The sequence below is a fragment of the Caballeronia sp. INDeC2 genome, assembly GCF_023631325.1.
Classification (GTDB): Bacteria; Pseudomonadota; Gammaproteobacteria; order Burkholderiales; family Burkholderiaceae; genus Caballeronia.
In genome coordinates this window covers 266,364-285,041 of sequence record NZ_JALQDG010000027.1, presented here as the reverse complement: position 1 = coordinate 285,041, position 18,678 = coordinate 266,364, and the positions used below count along the sequence as shown (strand labels likewise).

The following is an 18,678-nucleotide window of genomic DNA, read 5'->3' as shown; positions in this document are numbered from 1 at the left end:
GTGTCGAAGTAAAAGCATCATAAGCAGCGAACGGTCGCGCTTTTCGAAAGCGCGACCGCAAAGAAGGAGACTCAAGCGTGAATACCATGACGATGCCCGCGGAAGAATCGCGCGAATCGAGCGCGCGTCTGAAGCGCGAACTGAAGATCGCCGATGCGAAGAAGCGCGCCATGGCGCTCATGCTCATCGCGCCACTCGCCATTTTTCTGTTCCTGATTTTCGTGGTGCCGATCGGCGCGCTGCTCACCCGCGCGATCGAAAATCCCGAAGTCGCGAACGCGCTGCCGCACACCGGCGCGGCGCTCGTGAAATGGGACCGCAAGGCGGCGCCTTCGGATGAAGCCTATGCCGCGCTTTCGCAGGATCTCACGGCAATCGCCGACGGCGAATCGATGGGCGCGCTTGCGCGGCGTCTGAACACCGAAATCCCGGGCTATCGTTCGCTCGTCGCGAAAACCGCGCGCGCAATGCCCCTCAACGGCGACGACGGCAAGCCGATGCCCGCCGCGCAGATCAAGTCCAAAATCATCGAAATCGACGACCGCTGGAACGACCCCGCGTACTGGCAGGCAATCGCGAAGAACGCCGGCCGCTATTCGCCGTTTTACATCCTCGCGTCGCTGGATCACAAGCAGGACGGTTTCGGCAATATCGTTCATGCGGACCCCGATCAGTCGATCTATCTCAACGTCTTTAGCCGCACCTTCGTGATCGGCGTGGGCGTGACGCTGTTCGCGCTGCTGCTCGGATATCCGCTCGCCTACTGGATTTCGACGCTGACCGAGCGCCGCGCGAATCTCGTGATGGTGCTCGTGCTGATTCCGTTCTGGACGTCGGTGCTGGTGCGCGTCGCCGCGTGGATCGTGCTTCTGCAAAGCGAAGGGCTCGTGAACACGGCGCTGCTCGGAAGCGGGCTGATCGGCTCTCCGCTTTCGCTGCTCTTCAATCGCGTCGGCGTTTATATCTCGATGACACACATCCTGCTGCCCTTCATGATCCTGCCGCTCTACAGCGTGATGAAGTCGGTGCCGCCGACCTATCAGCGCGCGGCCGTTTCGCTCGGCAGCCATCCGTTCGCCGCGTTCTGGCGCGTGTATGTGCCGCAGACGTATCCGGGCATCGGCGCGGGCGTGTTGCTCGTGTTCATTCTCGCGATCGGTTACTACATCACGCCGGCGCTACTCGGCGGGCCGAACGATCAGATGGTCAGCTATTACATCGCCTACTTCACCAACGTGACGATCAACTGGGGCATGGCGTGCGCGCTTGGCGCACTGCTGCTCGCCGCGACACTGCTGCTCTACGTGGTCTACGGACGCTTCACGCGCGCCAACGTGAGCCTGGGGTAACAAAGATGAAACTCGCCAAACCGATGTTCGCGCCACACACGTCCGCAATCGAACGCATCTGGTATTTCGCGTTGCGCATCATCTGCGTGCTGACGCTGCTCTATCTGATCTTGCCGGTGCTCGCGATCGTGCCGCTGTCGTTTTCGTCGAGCACGTTCCTCGTCTACCCGATTCCCGGCTGGTCGATGCGCTGGTATCACAACCTCGTCATGTCCGACGAGTGGCGCATGGCTGCAAAGAACAGCTTCATCGTCGCACCGTCCGCAACGCTCGTCGCGACGATCCTCGGCACGCTCGCGGCGGTCGGACTCACGAAGGCAAACTTCATGGGCAAGAGCCTGCTCATGGCCGTGCTCATTTCGCCGATGATCGTGCCGGTGATCGTCGTCGGCGTCGGCATGTATCTGTTCTTTGCGCCGCTCGGCATCGCCAATACGTATTTCGGGCTGATTCTGGCGCACGCGGCGCTCGGCGTGCCGTTCGTCGTGACGACCGTCGGCGCGACGCTGCAGAACTTCAATTACAACCTCGTGCGCGCGAGTCAGTCGCTCGGCGCGAGTCCATTGCGGACGTTCTTCCGCGTGACGCTGCCGGTCATCGCGCCGGGCGTGATCTCCGGTGCGCTGTTCGCGTTCGCCACTTCCTTCGATGAAGTCGTGGTCACGCTCTTTCTCGCCGGCGCCGATCAGACGACGCTGCCCCGGCAGATGTTCACGGGCATTCGCGAAAACATCAGTCCGACGATCGCTGCGCTCGCGACGATCCTCATCGTGTTCTCGACGAGTCTGTTGCTTGCGCTGGAGTGGTTGCGGGGTCGTGCAGCGGCGCGTGCAATCGGGTAAGCGCCGGTCCGAGGAAGGCATCGAGGACTGCACTCGAAGCCCTGCCGGCCTGGCTCGAGTGAGTCCACGCGTTTTCTTGAAGACCCCGCGCGGGCCCGTTCGGACATACGATTCGCGCGAATCTCGAACAAAACCATCGCAAGTCTGGGTGATTAACATCGAAAGTGCCATCAGCATCGGTCCGCGAGATACATTACAAATCGCTTGAGCGCGTGCCAGTAAAGGCGCCGCGTGGGTCTCCCACCCAACGCGAATGATTATTCGCAGTAACGGGATAGTGTATTCACTGATGCAGTATTTATCGGAATATGCTTAATGACGTACGTTCTAGGTCGAGTCAAAGCCTGGAACAATGCCATGACAGCTTTTTCGAAAAGAGCGGACCCGTGGTCACAGACGGTTCACCTGCTCGAAGCGATGCCCTCGGACATCGCTCGCACCGCCCCATCCCAGAAAGCCGCCCGCGCGGAGAGCGGTTTCCTCGAACGTCTGACGCGCGACTGGAATCGCACGCATCCGCAACATGCCGACGATCGGCTGCCGTTTCCGCAAGCGATCGTGCGCGTGATCGAGCGTCCGAGCAGCGCGACGGCGCTCGTGTATTGGTCCGATCCCGGAACGTGCCACTACGGTTATCAGGGCTGGCGCGCCACGACCGCGACGGCCGAAGGCGTGTGCTCGCTTTCGGGGATGCCGATTCATCGCGGCGATCAGGTGTATCGGCCGTCGCAGCGCGATCCGAAGCCGCAAAACGCAGCGGCAATGATCCTCGCCGCCGCGATGCCCGAAAACGCCGAGGAGATGGAAGTCGATCTGCACGGCTGATCGCATCGGCGGCAGGACCGGCATCGGTCGATGCCGGTCCTGCCGCCGCGCGCGTTCAATAGCCGACCGTGATGCGCTGACGGATGTGCGCGCCGCTTTCGAATTCGTCGAGGAAGGCGATCGCGTAGTCGTCGTATGAGATCCAGCTTCGCCCGCTGCTATCGACGAGCAATTCGTCCACGCCGAGCCGGAATTTCTGCGTGCGCGGACCGGGCACGAATTCCGCCGATGGCGAAACGAAGGTCCAGTCCACATCGCGCTCGCGGCGCAGCGCATCCAGAAACGCCGCGCCCGCCGTGGCTTCCGGCTTGTAAGCCGCGGGAAAGCCCGGCAAATCTAGCACGCGCTGACCGGGCGCCGCGTACAGGCTGCCCGCGCCGCCGACGACCAACAGCCGCCGCACGCCCGCGCGTCTCACCGGCTCGACGATCGCGCTTTCCGAAACGGTGGCGAAGCGCGCTGCGCTGAACGCAGCGTCGTGTCCGGCGAGCGCGGTTGCAAGCGCGTCGGAATCAAGCACGTCGACGGTGTGCGGAGTCACGCCGTCCCGCTTCTCGAGCGCGGACGTGTCGCGCGCGATCGCTGTGACGGTGTGTCCGCGCCGCAACGCTTCCTCCAGCAGACGGCTGCCGACGTTGCCCGTCGCTCCGATGATCGCGATTTTGCTCATCCACGTTCTCCTTTGCTTTACGGCGTTCGCACCGATATTCGTCGAAACAGCCGATTCATGTTAAAGGGAAATAAACGGTGCACCAGCGACCGCTTTCCATCGTCTTTGTTTCCACATCAGACGAAGTCGGAGAATCGATCGGCGCACGGTCGTTATTAAAAGCATACGTAACAAACATATGGTCATGCAATTTCCGGGCCGAATCCAGTCTTTGTCCGCAATATCGACACACCATTGACATAATCAAATCGCACGTTCGGAAGCGCACGTCGCCGTTACACTAGAGGCCCCGCACTCTCTCGAAACGCGCAACAGCGGCGATTACCGGCGGGCCGCGCAGGCCGTTTAGGAGCGAGTCCTCAAAATCGAAGTCGCCAAAATGTCATGACGTTGGTTTATATTGCAGTTCCTCGCCGCTCCATATCCGGAAGGAGTTAATCGTGAAGAATCCGCAATTGCAGGGTGCCATCGAAGGACGCGACAATCCGGCGGGCGAAACCGCCTACGAATCGATTCCGGTTCGCGCCGTCCCAAAGGAGTCCGCCGACGAACCCGGCTACTCCGATTCGCTGGACATCCCGCTCAATTACGGCATCGTGATGGACGCAGTCAGAGACGCGGTTCGCGCGAATCCCTGAACGTTCGATTTTTTTATGCGAAGCGCCCCACTCGGGGCGCTTTTTTTTGGTCGCGAAAAATGATCCGATGCGCCGCAGACTTGCTAAATCGCAGCCATGTAGCCGCCACTTTGGTAAGACAAATAATCGCTCGATGGGCTATTGGATGACAGAAGTCAATCGGTGCGAATCAGAGCCGACGCGCCGAATGAACTGCATTAACGGGATGGTACACTGCCGCCTCCGCCGCGGCGGGCGGGCCGCGCCCCGGAATTCGAGACGTGCGCGCATGTCGATATTTCGTCCACCCCAACCGTTGCCGAACGCCCGGATTTGGTCGTCCGCCACGTTCTGTTCGCCCGATTGGACAGCGAAATCCGCTGCTAGTCTTTCCACTGGCGAAAATAATCGCATTGAAGTAAGTTCAGACGTGTAATAGCGCCTGGACAAGCGTCCGGATCAATGCTCGCGGTTAAAGGGATGGCCAGCGAGGACGTAAACAAGACTGATCAACCACGCGCTGTGGCTCGCGCCCTGCCGAACCCAAAACATGGCCGCTATTTTCGATTACCTGCTGGACAGTCAGATTTCACGTCAATGGCGAGGCCTTCTGGCCGCCCTTGCGGACGAATTCGAAGCGCAAATCGGGCGCAACGAACTGCGGCAACTGATGCATCGCGTGGGCAGCCGCTTCGCGGAGGCCCGACCGCTGCCGCCCTGCGATTCGACATCGGCGCTCGCCGACGCGCTCAACGCCTTGTGGCGCGACACCGACTGGGGCTTCGTCGAACTCGCCGACGAACGCGACTACTTGAGCATCGTGCATTACTGTGCGCCGCTGCCCGCTTTCGGCGAAAGTGCGCTGGCGTGGACGCCCGCGTTTCTCGAAGGGGCGTATCAGCAGTGGCTCGCCGCGCTCGGCGCGCAAGGACTCGCGATCCGGCAGGCGAGCGAGTTCGGCGACGACGCGGCCGTCGAATTCCGGCTCGCGCGCGTCGCGGCCTGAAGCATCTTCAGTGCAATCCGACCGCCGCCTCGATGCGGCGGCATCGAGCGCCCCGACGGGCGGCTCCAGACAAGCAGCACCGGCCAGGCATCAAGAAAAGGCACGACGAGGAAGCGGCATCATGAATACTTCGCGCGATATCGAGAAGCTGTTCGATCATTTCGGCGGCAACGCGGGCGACTATCAGGAAATCGGACGAGAAAACGAGGCGAAGACGGCGCGCACGCGTTGGCCGCTGCTCGCTACGCTCGACTTCGCCCAGCCGGCGATTCCCGAGATCGCGCCGCGCCGGGAAGCGCAGCCGAACATCGCGCGGGCGCGTTCGAACGAACCGTCCGGCGAGCCGGCCGACAAGCCGACGCCGATTCATCGCGGCAGGCAGCCGCTTTTCACGCGGCCGCATCGCCGCACGATTCCGGCTGTCAATCCGCCCGCCGCGGAGTCGCTGAGCGCACTGCGTTTTTCGGTGCTCGCCGAAGCGGCGTCGAACGAAACCGGAACGATTGCGGATTCCACGCTCGCGCCCGTCGCAAGCGTGCCGCCCGTGCAGACGCCCGCAGCCCCAGTCGAATCGAAGCGCTTGGCGAGCGACGCCGGCGCGGCCGCGCCCGCCGCGCCGCCGTCGATTCTCGGCAAGCTCTTCGGGCAGCCGGCGCAGCACGTCCCGAGCTCGCCCGCGGGTTCACTCGACGCCGTGTTCGAGCGCCTTCGCCACGCGCGTCCGCAGGGCGACGAATCCACGAACACGCCCGCAAGCCGCCACTCACGCTCATGAAAGTCATCACCGTAGTTTCCGCGAAGGGCGGCGTCGGCAAAACGACGCTCGCCGCCAATCTCGCTTCGGTGCTCGCCGCGCGCAACCGCCGCGTGATCGTGCTCGATCTCGATCCGCAAAACGCGCTGCGCCTGCATTTCGGCATTCCGCTCGACAGCATCGACGGCATTTCGCGCGCGACGCTCGCGGGCGATCCGTGGCAGACGGTGATGTTCGACGGCGTCGACGGCGTGACCGTGCTGCCGTACGGCGCCGTGATCGAGGACGACCGCCGTCGCTTCGAGGCGCTCGTCGACAACGATCCCGGATGGCTCGCCCACTCGCTCCAGTCGCTCGCGCTCGACGCCAACGACATCGTGATCGTCGATACGCCGCCGGGCTCGTCCGTCTACACGCGCACCGCGCTGACGGCGGCCAACTTCGCGCTGAATGTCGTGCTGGCGGACGCCGCGTCCTATGCCGCGATCCCAGGCATGGAGCGCATGGTCGATGCCTACGCCGCGCCTCGCCACGATTTCGCGGGCCAGGGCTATGTCGTGAATCAGGTCGATCAGTCGCGCCAGCTAAGCAAGGACGTGCTGAAGGTGCTGCGCAACATGCTCGGCACGAAGATGTTTCCGGGCGTGATTCATCAGGACGAAGGCGTCTCCGAATCGCTCGCGTGCGACACGACGCTCATCCATTACGATCCGCTTTCGCAAGCCGCCGCCGATCTGCGCGCGTGCGGCGACTGGCTCCTCTCCGCCATCGATGCGATGGCCGCCTCGTCGAGGAAGCTCGCATGAGTTCCGCCAAGATTCCCTCGCCCGAGACAGAGGTCAGCGTCGCGACCTCGCGCCTCGAACGTTTCGTCGATGCGGGCATCTGGGGCAGCCGGATCGTCGTGATCCTCCTCACGATCTTCGCGGCGTTCGCGCTGTATTTCGTCGTCACGGTGCCACTCGCGTTCGGCCAGCAGCTCGCCTTCGCCACCATCTGCTTCATCTGCGCGCTCGGGTTTCGCCGTCTGCAAGGCCAGTACGCGACGCTCGTGATGATCATGCTGTCGATCGTCGCGTCGGGCCGATACATGTTCTGGCGTCTGACCGAAACGACCTATTGGGAACGTCCGCTCGACGCCGCGTGGGGCCTGCTGCTCGTCGCGGCCGAAGTCTACGCGTCGCTCGTGCTCCTGCTCGGCTACTTCCAGACGGCGTGGCCGTTGAAGAGGAAGCCACTGCCGCTGCCCGCCGATCGCAGCCAGTGGCCGACCGTCGATGTCTTCATCCCGACCTACAACGAGCCGCTTTCGGTCGTGAAGCCGACGATCTACGCGGCGCTCGCGCTCGACTATCCGTCCGACAAGCTCGCGATCCACGTGCTCGACGACGGCCGCCGTCCCGAGTTCAAAACGTTCTGCGAAGAAGTGGGCGTCAATTGGACGATCCGCACGCACAATCGTCACGCGAAGGCCGGCAACATCAACGAGGCGCTGAAGGTCACGAAGGGCGAATTCCTCGCGATCTTCGACTGCGACCACATTCCGACGCGCTCCTTCCTGCAGATCTGCCTCGGCTGGTTCCTGCGCGACAAGCTCCTGTCGATGCTGCAGACGCCGCACCACTTCTTCTCGCCCGATCCGTTCGAGCGCAATCTCGGCACGTTCCGCAAGGTGCCGAACGAAGGCGAGCTGTTCTACGGCCTCGTTCAGGACGGCAACGATCTCTGGAACGCGACCTTCTTCTGCGGCTCGTGCGCGGTGCTGCGCCGTTCGATGGTGGAAGAGATCGGCGGTATCGCGGTCGAGACCGTGACGGAAGACGCGCATACCGCGCTCAAGCTGCATCGGCTCGGCTATACGACCGCGTATCTCGCGATTCCGCAGGCGGCGGGCCTCGCGACCGAAAGCCTCTCGGGGCATATCGGGCAGCGCATCCGCTGGGCGCGCGGCATGACGCAGATCTTCCGCATCGACAATCCGCTCACCGGCAAGGGCCTCAAGATCGGCCAGCGGCTCTGTTATCTGAACGGGATGCTGCACTTCTTCTACGGCGTGCCGCGTCTCGTGTTTCTCACCGCGCCCTTGTCGTATCTGTTCTTCGGCGCGCACGTGATCGAAGCGGCGGCGAGCACCATCGCGATCTTCGCGCTGCCGCACATGATGCACGCGAGCATCACCAATTCGCGCATGCAGCGCAGCTTCCGCCACTCGTTCTGGGCCGAAGTGTATGAGTCGGTGCTCGCGTCGTACATCACTGCGCCGACGCTGCTCGCGGTCATCAATCCGAAGCTCGGCAAGTTCAACGTGACGGCCAAGGGCGGCCAGATCGCGAAGGATTATTTCGACTGGTACATCTCGCGCCCTTACCTCTTCCTGCTGCTCCTGAACCTGCTCGGCTTCGTCGCGGGCGTGGTGCATATCGTCATGAACTGGCACGTGCGCAGTGAAGTGAACACGACCATCCTTAACCTCTGCTGGACGGTCTACAACATGCTGATTCTCGGCGCGTCGGTGGCGGCGGCGAGCGAGCGCAAGCAGGTGCGCGCGACGCATCGCGTGACGATGAAGATGCCCGTGATGCTCAAGTTCTCGACCGGCCGCACGCTCGCGTGCGAGACCATCGATTATTCGGAAGGCGGCGTGGGCGTCGCGCTGCCGAGCAAGCTCGAAGTGCCGATGCACGAGCGCGTGACCGTCTCGCTCTTCCGTGGCGACGAGGAATATGCGTTCCCGGCGACCGTCGGTTATACCGAGCCGGGCCGCGTCGGCTTGCGTTTCTCGGAGCTCACGCGCGAGCAGGAATACGACTTCGTCAAGACGACTTTCGCGCGCGCGGATGCCTGGACGGGCTGGTCCGAGGGACGCCGCCCGGATACGCCGCTGCGCGGGCTGTCACACGTGCTGCTGGTGGGCACGCGCGGGATTGCGGGATTGTTCGAGCATTTGTACAGCGACCTTCGGACCTGGATGAACAAGCGCCCAGTCGATGTGAAGAAGCTGAAAACCAAAGACCAATAATGGGCACGGGTATGTCGAAGTTGCGCGTTGATAACGAAACGGGCGAGCGCGCGCCGCGTTTTTGCGAAAGACCGCTGGGCCGCGCGCTGGCCGTCTTGATGGCCTTGCAGACCGCATTCGCCGCGCCGATCGCATCCGCGGCCGCGGCGGCGACCGCGGCTTCAGGAGCCGACTCGCCGGCCACGCAGCAGGCGACGGGCGTCGGCGCCGTGCCCGCGCCGAGTCCGGCCGTGGTGTACAACCCCGCCGCGATCCAGCAGCCGGCGCTCGCGATGCCCGTCCCCGCGTTCTCCGGCAAGCCCGACAAGCCGCTCACCTCGCGCATCCCGACGACCGCCGATCCCGGCACGCTGGTGCCCGGCGGACGCCGCCAGACGCTGACCTTCGCCGACTACGGCGCGCTCGATCCGCTGCAACTGCGCGGCACCGACGGCCAGAACGGCATCGCGTTCTCGGTGCGGGGCGACGAAGTCGTGACCGGCGCGATCCTGCATCTGATCTATAGCTATTCGCCGTCGCTGTTGCCTTCGATCTCGCAACTGAAGGTGCTCATCAACGGCGAAGTGGCTGCGACCCTGCCCGTGCCGCGCGATCAGGCCGGCATGCTGGTCGCGCGCGACGTGGCCATCGATCCGCGCTTCATCACCGAGTTCAATCACCTCAACGTGCAGTTGATCGGGCATTACACGCAGCAATGCGAAGACCCGTCGAGTTCGACGCTCTGGGCAACAGTGAGCAACGCGAGCTCGCTCGATCTCACGTATGCATCGATTGCGAACAAGCCCGATCTCGCCGCGCTGCCGCAGCCGTTCTTCGACCGTCGCGACGTGCGCCGCCTCGAGCTGCCCTTCGTGTTCACGGGCAAACCGAGTCTCGCCGCGCTGGAATCGGCGGGCATGGTCGCGTCGTACTTCGGCTCGCTCGCGGGTTATCGCGGCGCGATCTTTCCGGCGCAGACCGACAACGTGCCGCTGTCGGGCAACGCCGTGGTGTTCGCCGTCGGCGATGCGAAGATCGCGGGCGTCGATATTCCGCCGGTCTCCGGTCCGACGATCGCGCTCGTGGAACGCGACGCGAACGCGCGCGGCCGCCTCCTGCTCGTGCTCGGCCGCGACGACAACGATCTCAAGACCGCGGCGAAGGCGCTCGGCGTCGGCCAGAACACGCTGTCCGGCACGAGCGCAACGATCACGCAGTTCACCGACCTGCAGCCGCGCCGCCCGTACGACGCGCCGAACTGGCTGCCGACCGATCGCCCCGTGCGTTTCGGCGAACTCGCGGAAGCGCGCGATCTGACGGCCCACGGCTACGATGCCGACGCCGTGCGCGTGAACCTGCGCGTGCCGCCCGATCTCTTCATGTGGCAGACGAAGGGCGTGCCGGTCGACCTCGGCTATCGCTACACGGTGCGTCCGGCGCCGGACCGCTCGTCGCTCAATATCAGCGTGAACAACGGCTTCGTGCAGTCGCTGCGCATTCCGGCGGTGTCGACATCGACGTTCGATCTCGGCCAGTACTTCAGCCGCGTGCTGCCGGACAAGACCGTCGCCGCGCGCCGCGAGATCTATCTGCCGCCGCTGCTCATCTCGCCGCGCGCGCAGTTGCGCCTGCACTTCTACTACGACATCCCGAAGACCGGCGAATGCCAGGGGCGCGTGCTGGATAACGTGATCGGCGCGGTGGATCCGAACTCGACCATCGATCTGTCCGGCTTCCCGCACTACATGGCGCTGCCCGATCTGGCCGCGTTCGCGAACGGCGGCTTTCCGTTCACGCGTCTCGCCGATCTCTCGCAGACGGCGGTCGTGCTGCCGAACGAGCCGAATTCGGCCGACTACAGCCTGTATCTGCTGGAGATGGGCCGCATGGGCGCATCGACGGGTTATCCGGTGACGGGCGTCACCGTGACGAGCGCGAACGATGTCGACCGTTTCGCCGACAAGGATCTGATCATCCTCGGATCGCCGGGACGCCAGCCTCTTCTGCAACGCTGGGCCAAGCAGATGCCTTTCTCCGGCGACGGCGACGCGCGCACGTTCCAGCTTTCCGATGTCGCGTTCAAGCTCGTCGACTGGTGGCATGGCGAGCAAGGCCCGGAACGCTCGCCCGCGCGCGCGGATCTTTCGCTCGTGAGCGCCAACGGCGATGCGCTCCTGACCGGCTTCGAATCGCCGCTAAAGAGCGGACGCAGCGCGGTGGCGCTCATCAGCGCGGCCGGCCAGTCCGACGCCGATCTTTCCGCCGCCCTGCTCGACAACGACCTGCTGCCTTCCATCCAGGGCGCGATGGCCGTGATCCACGGCCGTACGGTGACGGTCACGTCGAACGGCGAGGCGTATTACGTCGGCCATCTTTCGCCGATGCATTACATGCGCTGGGCGTTGTCGTCGCATCCGCTCTTGCTGGTGCTCGGCGGCGTGCTCGCCGCGCTCATCATCGCCGCCCTGTTCTACCGTGCGTTGCGCTCGATCGCCGCGCGGCGTCTGAGGGACTGATATGCGGGTATCCACCGCCAAGTTTTTCGCTGGTGCAGTCATCGCCGCGTCCGCGGCAAGCACGCAGGCGGCGCAGCAATGCGACTGGCCCGCGTATCGCATCTTCGTCGAACGTGTCGTGCAGGCCGATGGCCGCGTGGTCGACCGCTCGACCGATGCGCAGCAAACCACGTCCGAAGGCCAGTCCTACGCCATGTTCTTCGCCCTCGTCGCGAACGACCGCGCGAGCTTCGACCGTCTGCTCGGCTGGACGCGCACGAATCTGTCGGCCAATCAGTTCGATGCGAACAACCTGCGCCTGCCCGCGTGGCAATGGGGCAGAAGGCAGGACGGCTCTTTCGGCGTGATGGATCCGAACTCCGCCTCCGACTCGGATCTGTGGATCGCCTACGACCTCTTTCAGGCGGGCCGTCTGTGGAAAGAGCCGATGTACACGAAGCTCGCCTACGCGCTCGCGACGCAGATCGTGAAGCAGGAAATCGTCGATCTGCCGGGCCTCGGTCCGATGCTTCTGCCGGGTCCGCAAGGCTTTCGCATCGGCGATGTCACGCGGCTGAATCCGAGTTATCTGCCGCTGCCGCTATTGCGCGGGCTCGCGCACGAGATGCCCGACGGCCCGTGGACGAAGCTCGCGCAAAACGCCGCGAAGATGATCAAAGTCACGTCGCCGCACGGCTATGCGCCGGACTGGGCGGCTTACCGGAATGGCCAGTTCGTCGTCGATCCGAAGAACGGCGATGTCGGCAGCTACGACGCGATCCGCGTATATCTGTGGGCCGGCATGGCGTCGGCCGGCGATCCGCTCGCGCGCCCTTGGCTCGACGCGCTCGGCGGCATGCGCCAGAGCGTCGCGCAGACGGGTTTCCCGCCGGAGAACGTATCGACCATCAGCGGCGCGGCGAGCGGCGAAGGTCCGCTCTCGTATTGGGGCGCGCTCGCGCCGTACTTCAAGGCGTTGAACGACGAACGCGGCCTCGGCCTCGCGCGCACCCATCTCGAAGCGCTGGTCGCGCCGCCGGGCGCGGGACGCGAGCCGGTCTACTACGACCGCGTGCTGGGTCTCTTCGGCGGCGGTTTCATCGACGGGCGTTATCGCTTCGATGAAAACGGGCGTCTCGTGACGAACTGGAGAAGCGCATGCTGATCCGGACGCGCAAACGCATCATCGCGGCGCTCTTTTGCGCCGCGCCGTCGATGGCCTTCGCGCAGGCCGCCGCGACCGATCCGCTCACGGTGCTCATCGATCAGGGCAAGTACTGGCAGGCGCACCGGCGTGGCGACCTCGCGGAGCAGGCGTGGCAGAAGGTCCTGCGCATCAATCCGAAGCAGCCCGACGCGCTCTTCGGCATGGGCATGGTGCTCGCCGACCGCAAGGACGGCAGCGGCGCACAGCAGTATCTCGCGCAGTTGCGTCAGGTCGCGCCGAACTATCCGAACATCGACGAACTCGGCCGGCGTCTGGGCGAAACCAGTTCGCGCGATCAGACCGTCAACGACGCGCGGCGTCTCGCGCAAAGCGGACAAAGCGCGTCGGCGGTGCAGGAATACAAGCGCGCGATCGAGGGCAAACCCGCGACGGCCGCGCTTCAACTCGAGTATTACCAGGCGCTCGCCGCCACGCCGCAAGGCTGGGACGAAGCGCGCCGCGGCCTCGAACAGCTCGCGCGCCAAAATCCCGACGATCCGCGTTATCAGCTCGCGTATGCGCAGCATCTGACTTATCGCGATACGACGCGGCGCGACGGCATCGCACGGCTCGCGAAGCTGTCGGGCGACAGCTCCGTCGGCCCGGATGCGAAGAAGAGCTGGCGGCAGGCGCTCTTGTGGCTCGGCGCGCGCGCATCGGATGCGCCGCTCTATCAGGCATATCTGCAAGTCTCGCCGGACGACGCCGCCGTGAAGGCGCGCTTCGACTCGATGGTCCAGCAGGACAAGTCCGCCCGCGAACGCGCACAGGCCGACTCCGCCGTCGATGCGCGCGGGCGCACTGTCGCGGAAGGCTTCACCGCGCTCGATCGCGGCGATCTCGTGACGGCGCGCGCGCGTTTCTCGTCGGTGCTCGCGAGCGATCCGAACGACGCCGACGCGCTCGGCGGCATGGGCGTCGCGTCTCTGAAGCAGGAGCGTTTCGCGGAAGCGCGGACGTATCTCGAACGCGCATCGCGGGCCGGCAACCCGGCGCGCTGGAAAGATGCGCTCACGAGCGCGACTTACTGGACCTATACGAGCGATGCGATCGGCGCGCGCAGCAACGGCCAGATCGCGCAGGCGAAGGCGCTCTTCGAACGCGCGATCGCGACCAATCCATCCGATGTCACCGCCCAGGTGCTGCTCGGCGAAATGCTGCTCGCGAACGGCGATCCGCGCGGCGCGGAACAGGCGTATCGCATGGCGCTGCGCCGCCAAGCCGACAATCCCGATGCGATCCGCGGGCTCGTCGGCGCTTTGGCCGCGCAAGGTCGCGGCGACGAGGCGCTCGAATTCGCCAATCGACTGAACACGGAGCAGCAGGCGAAAGCGGGAGGCATCAACAAGCTGCGCGGCGAAGCGCAGGCCGCGCAGGCGCGCGCCGCCGAAGCGCGCGGCGATCTCGGCGCGGCGCGCAGTCTCTTCGAAGACGCGCTGCTCAACAATCCCGACGATCCGTGGCTGCGGCTCGACCTCGCGCGCATCTACGTGCGTCAGGGCGCGGTCGGCAATGCGCGCAGCATGATGGATGGCCTGCTCGCCACGCATCCCGACATGACCGACGCGCTTTACGCGAGCGCGTTGCTTTGCGCCGAAACGCAGGACTGGTCGGCGGGCCTCGCGCAACTCGACCGTATTCCCGCCGCGCAGCGCACGCCGGCGATGACCGCGTTGCAGCATCGTCTGTGGGTGCAACAGCAGGCCGAACTTGCGACGCGCACCGCCGTCGCGGGCCAGCGCCAGCAGGCCTTCGCGATCCTGCGCCGCGCCGAGCCGGTCGCGGCGGGCAACGCGGAACTGATGGGCGCGGTGGCGTCGGCGTATGTCAAGGCGGGCGATCCGGGACGGGCGCTCTCGCTCGTGCGCGGGGCGATCGCCAGTGCGCCGAACGACACCGGCTTGTTGCTGCAATACGCGGGAATCTTGTCGGCGACGCAGCAGGACGCCGAACTCGGCTCGGTGATGCGCCGGCTTCAGTCGATGCCGCTCACCACGCAGCAGCGCGCCGACTTCAACAATCTGAACGTGGGGATCGTCGTGGCGCGCGCGGATGTCGTACGCAGGCAAGGCGATCTCGCCGCCGCCTACGACGTGATTTCGCCGTGGCTCGCCGCGATGCCCGACAACGCTGATCTGCAAGCCGCGCTCGGCCGCCTGTACACGTCGGCGGGCGATGACCGCAACGCGCTCACCTGCTATCAGAATGCGCTGTCGCGACGTCCCGACGATATCGGCCTGCAGACGGCCGCGATGTCGGCCGCGAGCGGCGTGCGCGATTTCAAGCTGGCCGAAACCTACGCAAATCAGGCGTATCAGGCCGCGCCGAACGATCCGGGCGTGCTCGCCGCGATCGGCCGGATGTATCGCGCGCAAGGCAAGCTCGATCTCGCCGCGCAGTTCCTGCAGCGCTCGCTCGTCGCCGCCAATACGCCGGCGCCGGTCGCGTCCGCTCAGGGTCGCGGCAATGTTCCGCCGGGCTGGGAAAGCGCGATGAGCCGCATCGGCTCGAATCCGCTGCCCGGCACCAATCCGTTCGAAGGCAAGACGGCCGTCGATACGGCGTCGAATCCGGCGCTCGCATCGGGCGCGTCTTATCGTCAGGCCCTTCCTCAGAGTTATTCGCAGCCCGTGCCGACCTATCTGCCGCCTCCTCAGCCCGCGCCTTATACGACGCCCTACGTGGCGCCTTCCTCCGCTCCGCCGACGATGCCCAATGCCGCGCCGCGTTCGGCATCGAGCGGTGGATACGGTCCGGACACATATGGCTCGGGGCAATCGGGCGCGCCGTTGCAGCCTTATCCGGGACAGGATGGGGGGGCGTATCCGGCGCAGGGGTATCAGCAGCAGCCGGTGTATCAAGCATATCCGCAACAGCAGGGGTACCCGCAGCAGCAGCCTTATCCGCAACAAGCGCCGTACCCTACCCAGGACCCCTACGCCGCGCCTTGGCCGATGTCGCCCGGCGCGCGCGATGCGCAGTCGAACGCCTACGCGCCGCTGCCGGCCGCCAGCACGACTAAGAAAAAACAGGCGTCATCGCGCAAGACGACGGCGACGCGTCCCGCCGATCCCTACGCGTCCGGCGCGCCGCAGCAACAACAACAGCCGCAGTACGCGCAGGCGCCGTACGGCCAGCAGCCCTATTACGCGCCGCCACCGCCGCAACAGTACGCGCCGCAGCCGTATATCCCGCAGCCGCCCGCGGGCTACGCGCAGCCGTATTACCCTTCGCAGGCGCAGCCCGCACAGCGCGCCGCCGCGGCCGCGACGATGAGCGCGGGCGGCGTTCCGGTGCCGGTCGCAAATTCTCAGACCGCGGGCGTCGCGGAAGAACTCGCGCAAATCAACCGCGAGCAGGCGAGCACGGTCTCGGGCGGTCTCATCTTCCGCAGCCGCGACGGCGAGGACGGCCTCTCCAATCTGACCGATATCGAAGCGCCCATCGAAGGCCGCATCAAGGCGGGCAACGGGCACGTGATCGTGCGCGCGACGCCCGTCACGCTCGATGCCGGCACCGCCAGCAGCCAGCCGAACACCCTCGCGCGCTTCGGATCGGGTCTGGGCGCGACAGCCAATCCGCCGACCAACAACTACGGCTCGCAGACGGCGACGGGCGTCGGCCTTTCGCTCGGCTATGAGAATCGTAACTTCAAGGGCGATGTCGGCACGACGCCGCTCGGCTTTCGAGAAACCAATGTCGTCGGCGGATTGCAGTATCAGAACGCGATCAGCGACAAGGTGTCGTACTCGCTCGCGGTCGCCCGCCGCGCCGTTACAGACAGCCTGCTCTCCTACGCCGGCACACGCGATCAGGGCGCGAATCTCGAATGGGGCGGGGTGACATCGACGGGCGCGCGCGCCGATCTCGGCTGGGACGACGGCACGAGCGGCGTCTACCTCAACGCGGCGTATCAGTTCCTCGACGGCAAAGAGGTCGCCACCAACAACGCCGTGAAGGGCGGCGGCGGCATCTATACGCGTCTGCTGAAGGACGCGGACCAGACGCTGACCGTCGGCGCGAACACCACGCTGATGCACTACGACAAGAACCTGTCGTACTTCACGTACGGGCAAGGCGGCTACTTCAGCCCGCAGCAGTACGTGATCCTGAACTTCCCGGTCGAATATGCGGGACGCACGGGGCTTTTCACCTACGATCTGAAGGGCTCGATTGGCGTGCAGCATTATCGTCAGGACGCGTCGAACTATTTTCCGACGAACGCGACGTATCAGTCCATAGCCGCGAACTCCGGCGCCACCCCGGACGCGGGCGCGGTCTATCCCGGCCAGAGCAAGACGGGCGTGTCGTATTCGCTCAGCGCGACGGGCGAGTACCAGCTCGCGCCGCAGCTCGCTTTCGGCGCGACGGCATCGTTCGGCAACGCGTATCAGTATCGCGAGTGGCTCGCCGCGGTGTACGTGCGCTACAGCTTCACGCGTCAGAGCGTCGCGCAGCCGGTGTTCCCGCCGCAGGCGTTCAGCTCGCCGTATCTGTCGCTGTCGAACTGATGTTCGTTCTTGCGTGTGCTGTGCTTGCGGCCGGGATTCGCCGGATCCCGTTGGCGCGTCGGTTTTGGCGTGTCGGTCTATTAGCGTTGCCGCTGTGCGGGGCGGCGTTAATAAACCAAAAACAAAACGGGATCCGGCGAAGTCCCACATCATTCGCCTTAGCGAAAGCGTCGAATACGCTCTTGTCTTGAAGACACTGCCGCAAACGAGCGCATCCGCAAAAGACATTCGAATGAAAACGCAAAGCGCGCTCGTCGCGAACAACGACCAGTTCCTGCGCGACCTGCAGTTGCTCTGCATCGTCGCGCGGCGCTCGAGCTTCATCGCCGCGGCCACCGAGACCGGCATCTCGCCCGCGCACGTCAGCAAGCGCATCGCGATGCTTGAGACGAGCCTCGGCGTCAGGCTCTTCATGCGCACGACGCGCCGCGTCTCCATCACGAGCGACGGCGAAGCGGCCTTTCAGTGGGCGCAAAAGATCCTCGACGACGTGCAAGGCATGGCCGACGCCTTCGCCGGACTCGACGATCCGCGCGGCCTGCTGCGCATCGGCACGAGTCTGCGGCTCGGACGCGAGCACGTATCGCCCGCGCTCACGTTGCTCAGGCGGCGTCATCCGGGGCTGGAGATCTGGCTCGAACTGCTCGACCGGCGCGTCGATCTCGTCGGCGAGAACTTCGATATCGACATTCGCGTCGGCGAGGTGCTGGAGCCGCATCTGATCGCGCACAAGATCGTCGATAGCTTTCGCGTGCTCGCCGCCGCGCCCGCGTATCTCGAAAGGCGCGGCGCGCCGAAGACGCTCGCCGAACTCGCGCAGCACGATTGCCTGCTGTTTCGCGGACGCGATCAGCGCTTCGGCGTCTGGCGGCTCTCCGGACCCGACGGCGAAGAAAGCGTGAAGGTGACAGGGCCGATCGCATCGAACCACAGCGACATCGTGCGGCAATGGGCCGAGGACGGCTTCGGTATCGTGATGGGCTCGATCTGGGATGTCGCCGGCAGCCTGCAGGACGGCAGGCTCGTGCCCGTCCTGCCGCACTATCGGCAGCGCGCGGACGTGTGGGCGGTGACATCGGCACGCTCGTCGCATTCGGCGAAGATCCGCGTGTGCATCGACTTTCTCAGGCAGCAATTGACGCGCGGTCCTTACGCGCTCGTTACATCGGGCCCCGCCGATTTTTAGTCTTCGGCGCGTTCGAGCGGTAAAAAGGTAATCCGCCACTTTTTGTCCGCAATCCGCGAGGATTGAATCCTCCGCTGCTCCTGGCTCGCGCCTTCGCCTCAACTCCTTATCCTGCAAGCCCCGACATCTACCGCGCGGCGTTGCGCCCGCGTCACGGAAACCGGAAAAAAAGCCTGTCCCAAGTAAGTGTTTCTTTCCAAATGTTTCTGAGACGTGTA

General features: G+C 64.9%; 13 protein-coding genes. 12 read left to right on the top strand and 1 reads right to left on the bottom strand.

Annotated features, from left to right (window positions below; all coding sequences use genetic code 11):
* Positions 1–77: 77 nt before the first annotated feature.
* The 3 genes from NCS28_RS16870 to NCS28_RS16860 all read left to right on the top strand — a co-directional run bounded on the left by NCS28_RS16870 (position 78) and on the right by NCS28_RS16860 (position 3,016).
* Positions 78–1,349, top strand: a complete 1,272-nt coding sequence (locus tag NCS28_RS16870; protein WP_250514893.1) for an ABC transporter permease — start codon at positions 78–80, stop codon at positions 1,347–1,349.
* A gap of 5 nt (positions 1,350–1,354) precedes the next feature.
* Positions 1,355–2,191, top strand: coding sequence for an ABC transporter permease (locus NCS28_RS16865; protein WP_250514892.1), 837 nt, complete (start codon positions 1,355–1,357; stop codon positions 2,189–2,191).
* Between the two features lie 357 nt (positions 2,192–2,548).
* On the top strand, positions 2,549–3,016 hold the full coding sequence (locus NCS28_RS16860; protein WP_250514891.1) for a DUF3331 domain-containing protein: 468 nt from the start codon (positions 2,549–2,551) through the stop codon (positions 3,014–3,016).
* Positions 3,017–3,071: 55 nt separating this feature from the next.
* Here the strand turns inward: NCS28_RS16860 and NCS28_RS16855 are convergent, their stop codons facing one another.
* Positions 3,072–3,686: an NAD(P)-dependent oxidoreductase gene (locus NCS28_RS16855; protein WP_250514890.1), complete on the bottom strand. Its 615-nt coding sequence runs from the start codon at positions 3,684–3,686 to the stop codon at positions 3,072–3,074.
* 440 nt (positions 3,687–4,126) lie between these two features.
* On the opposite strand from NCS28_RS16855, the gene NCS28_RS16850 reads away from it, so the two are divergent.
* The 9 genes from NCS28_RS16850 to NCS28_RS16810 all read left to right on the top strand — a co-directional run bounded on the left by NCS28_RS16850 (position 4,127) and on the right by NCS28_RS16810 (position 18,460).
* Positions 4,127–4,324: a hypothetical protein gene (locus NCS28_RS16850; protein ID WP_250514889.1), complete on the top strand. Its 198-nt coding sequence runs from the start codon at positions 4,127–4,129 to the stop codon at positions 4,322–4,324.
* A gap of 529 nt (positions 4,325–4,853) precedes the next feature.
* Complete coding sequence (gene bcsD / locus NCS28_RS16845) at positions 4,854–5,309, top strand: cellulose biosynthesis protein BcsD (RefSeq protein WP_250514888.1); 456 nt, start codon at positions 4,854–4,856, stop codon at positions 5,307–5,309.
* 121 nt (positions 5,310–5,430) lie between these two features.
* Complete coding sequence (gene bcsP / locus NCS28_RS16840; protein WP_250514887.1) at positions 5,431–6,084, top strand: cellulose biosynthesis protein BcsP; 654 nt, start codon at positions 5,431–5,433, stop codon at positions 6,082–6,084.
* The gene (gene bcsQ, locus NCS28_RS16835) at positions 6,081–6,869 is read left to right on the top strand and encodes a cellulose biosynthesis protein BcsQ (protein ID WP_250514886.1); all 789 of its coding nucleotides are present in this window, start codon (positions 6,081–6,083) and stop codon (positions 6,867–6,869) included. The genes bcsP and bcsQ overlap by 4 nt, the downstream gene beginning before the upstream one ends.
* Positions 6,866–9,082, top strand: coding sequence for a UDP-forming cellulose synthase catalytic subunit (bcsA, locus tag NCS28_RS16830; RefSeq protein ID WP_250514885.1), 2,217 nt, complete (start codon positions 6,866–6,868; stop codon positions 9,080–9,082). Before bcsQ ends, bcsA begins: the two co-directional genes overlap by 4 nt.
* Positions 9,082–11,577 (top strand): cellulose biosynthesis cyclic di-GMP-binding regulatory protein BcsB, encoded by a 2,496-nt coding sequence (gene bcsB / locus NCS28_RS16825; RefSeq protein WP_250514884.1) that lies wholly within the window; start codon positions 9,082–9,084, stop codon positions 11,575–11,577. The genes bcsA and bcsB overlap by 1 nt, the downstream gene beginning before the upstream one ends.
* A 1-nt stretch (position 11,578) precedes the next feature.
* On the top strand, positions 11,579–12,721 hold the full coding sequence (gene bcsZ / locus NCS28_RS16820; protein WP_250514883.1) for a cellulose synthase complex periplasmic endoglucanase BcsZ: 1,143 nt from the start codon (positions 11,579–11,581) through the stop codon (positions 12,719–12,721).
* Positions 12,715–17,274, top strand: coding sequence for a cellulose biosynthesis protein BcsC (locus NCS28_RS16815; protein WP_250514882.1), 4,560 nt, complete (start codon positions 12,715–12,717; stop codon positions 17,272–17,274). Before bcsZ ends, NCS28_RS16815 begins: the two co-directional genes overlap by 7 nt.
* A gap of 232 nt (positions 17,275–17,506) precedes the next feature.
* Positions 17,507–18,460, top strand: a complete 954-nt coding sequence (locus tag NCS28_RS16810) for a LysR family transcriptional regulator (protein WP_250514881.1) — start codon at positions 17,507–17,509, stop codon at positions 18,458–18,460.
* Positions 18,461–18,678 lie beyond the last annotated feature (218 nt).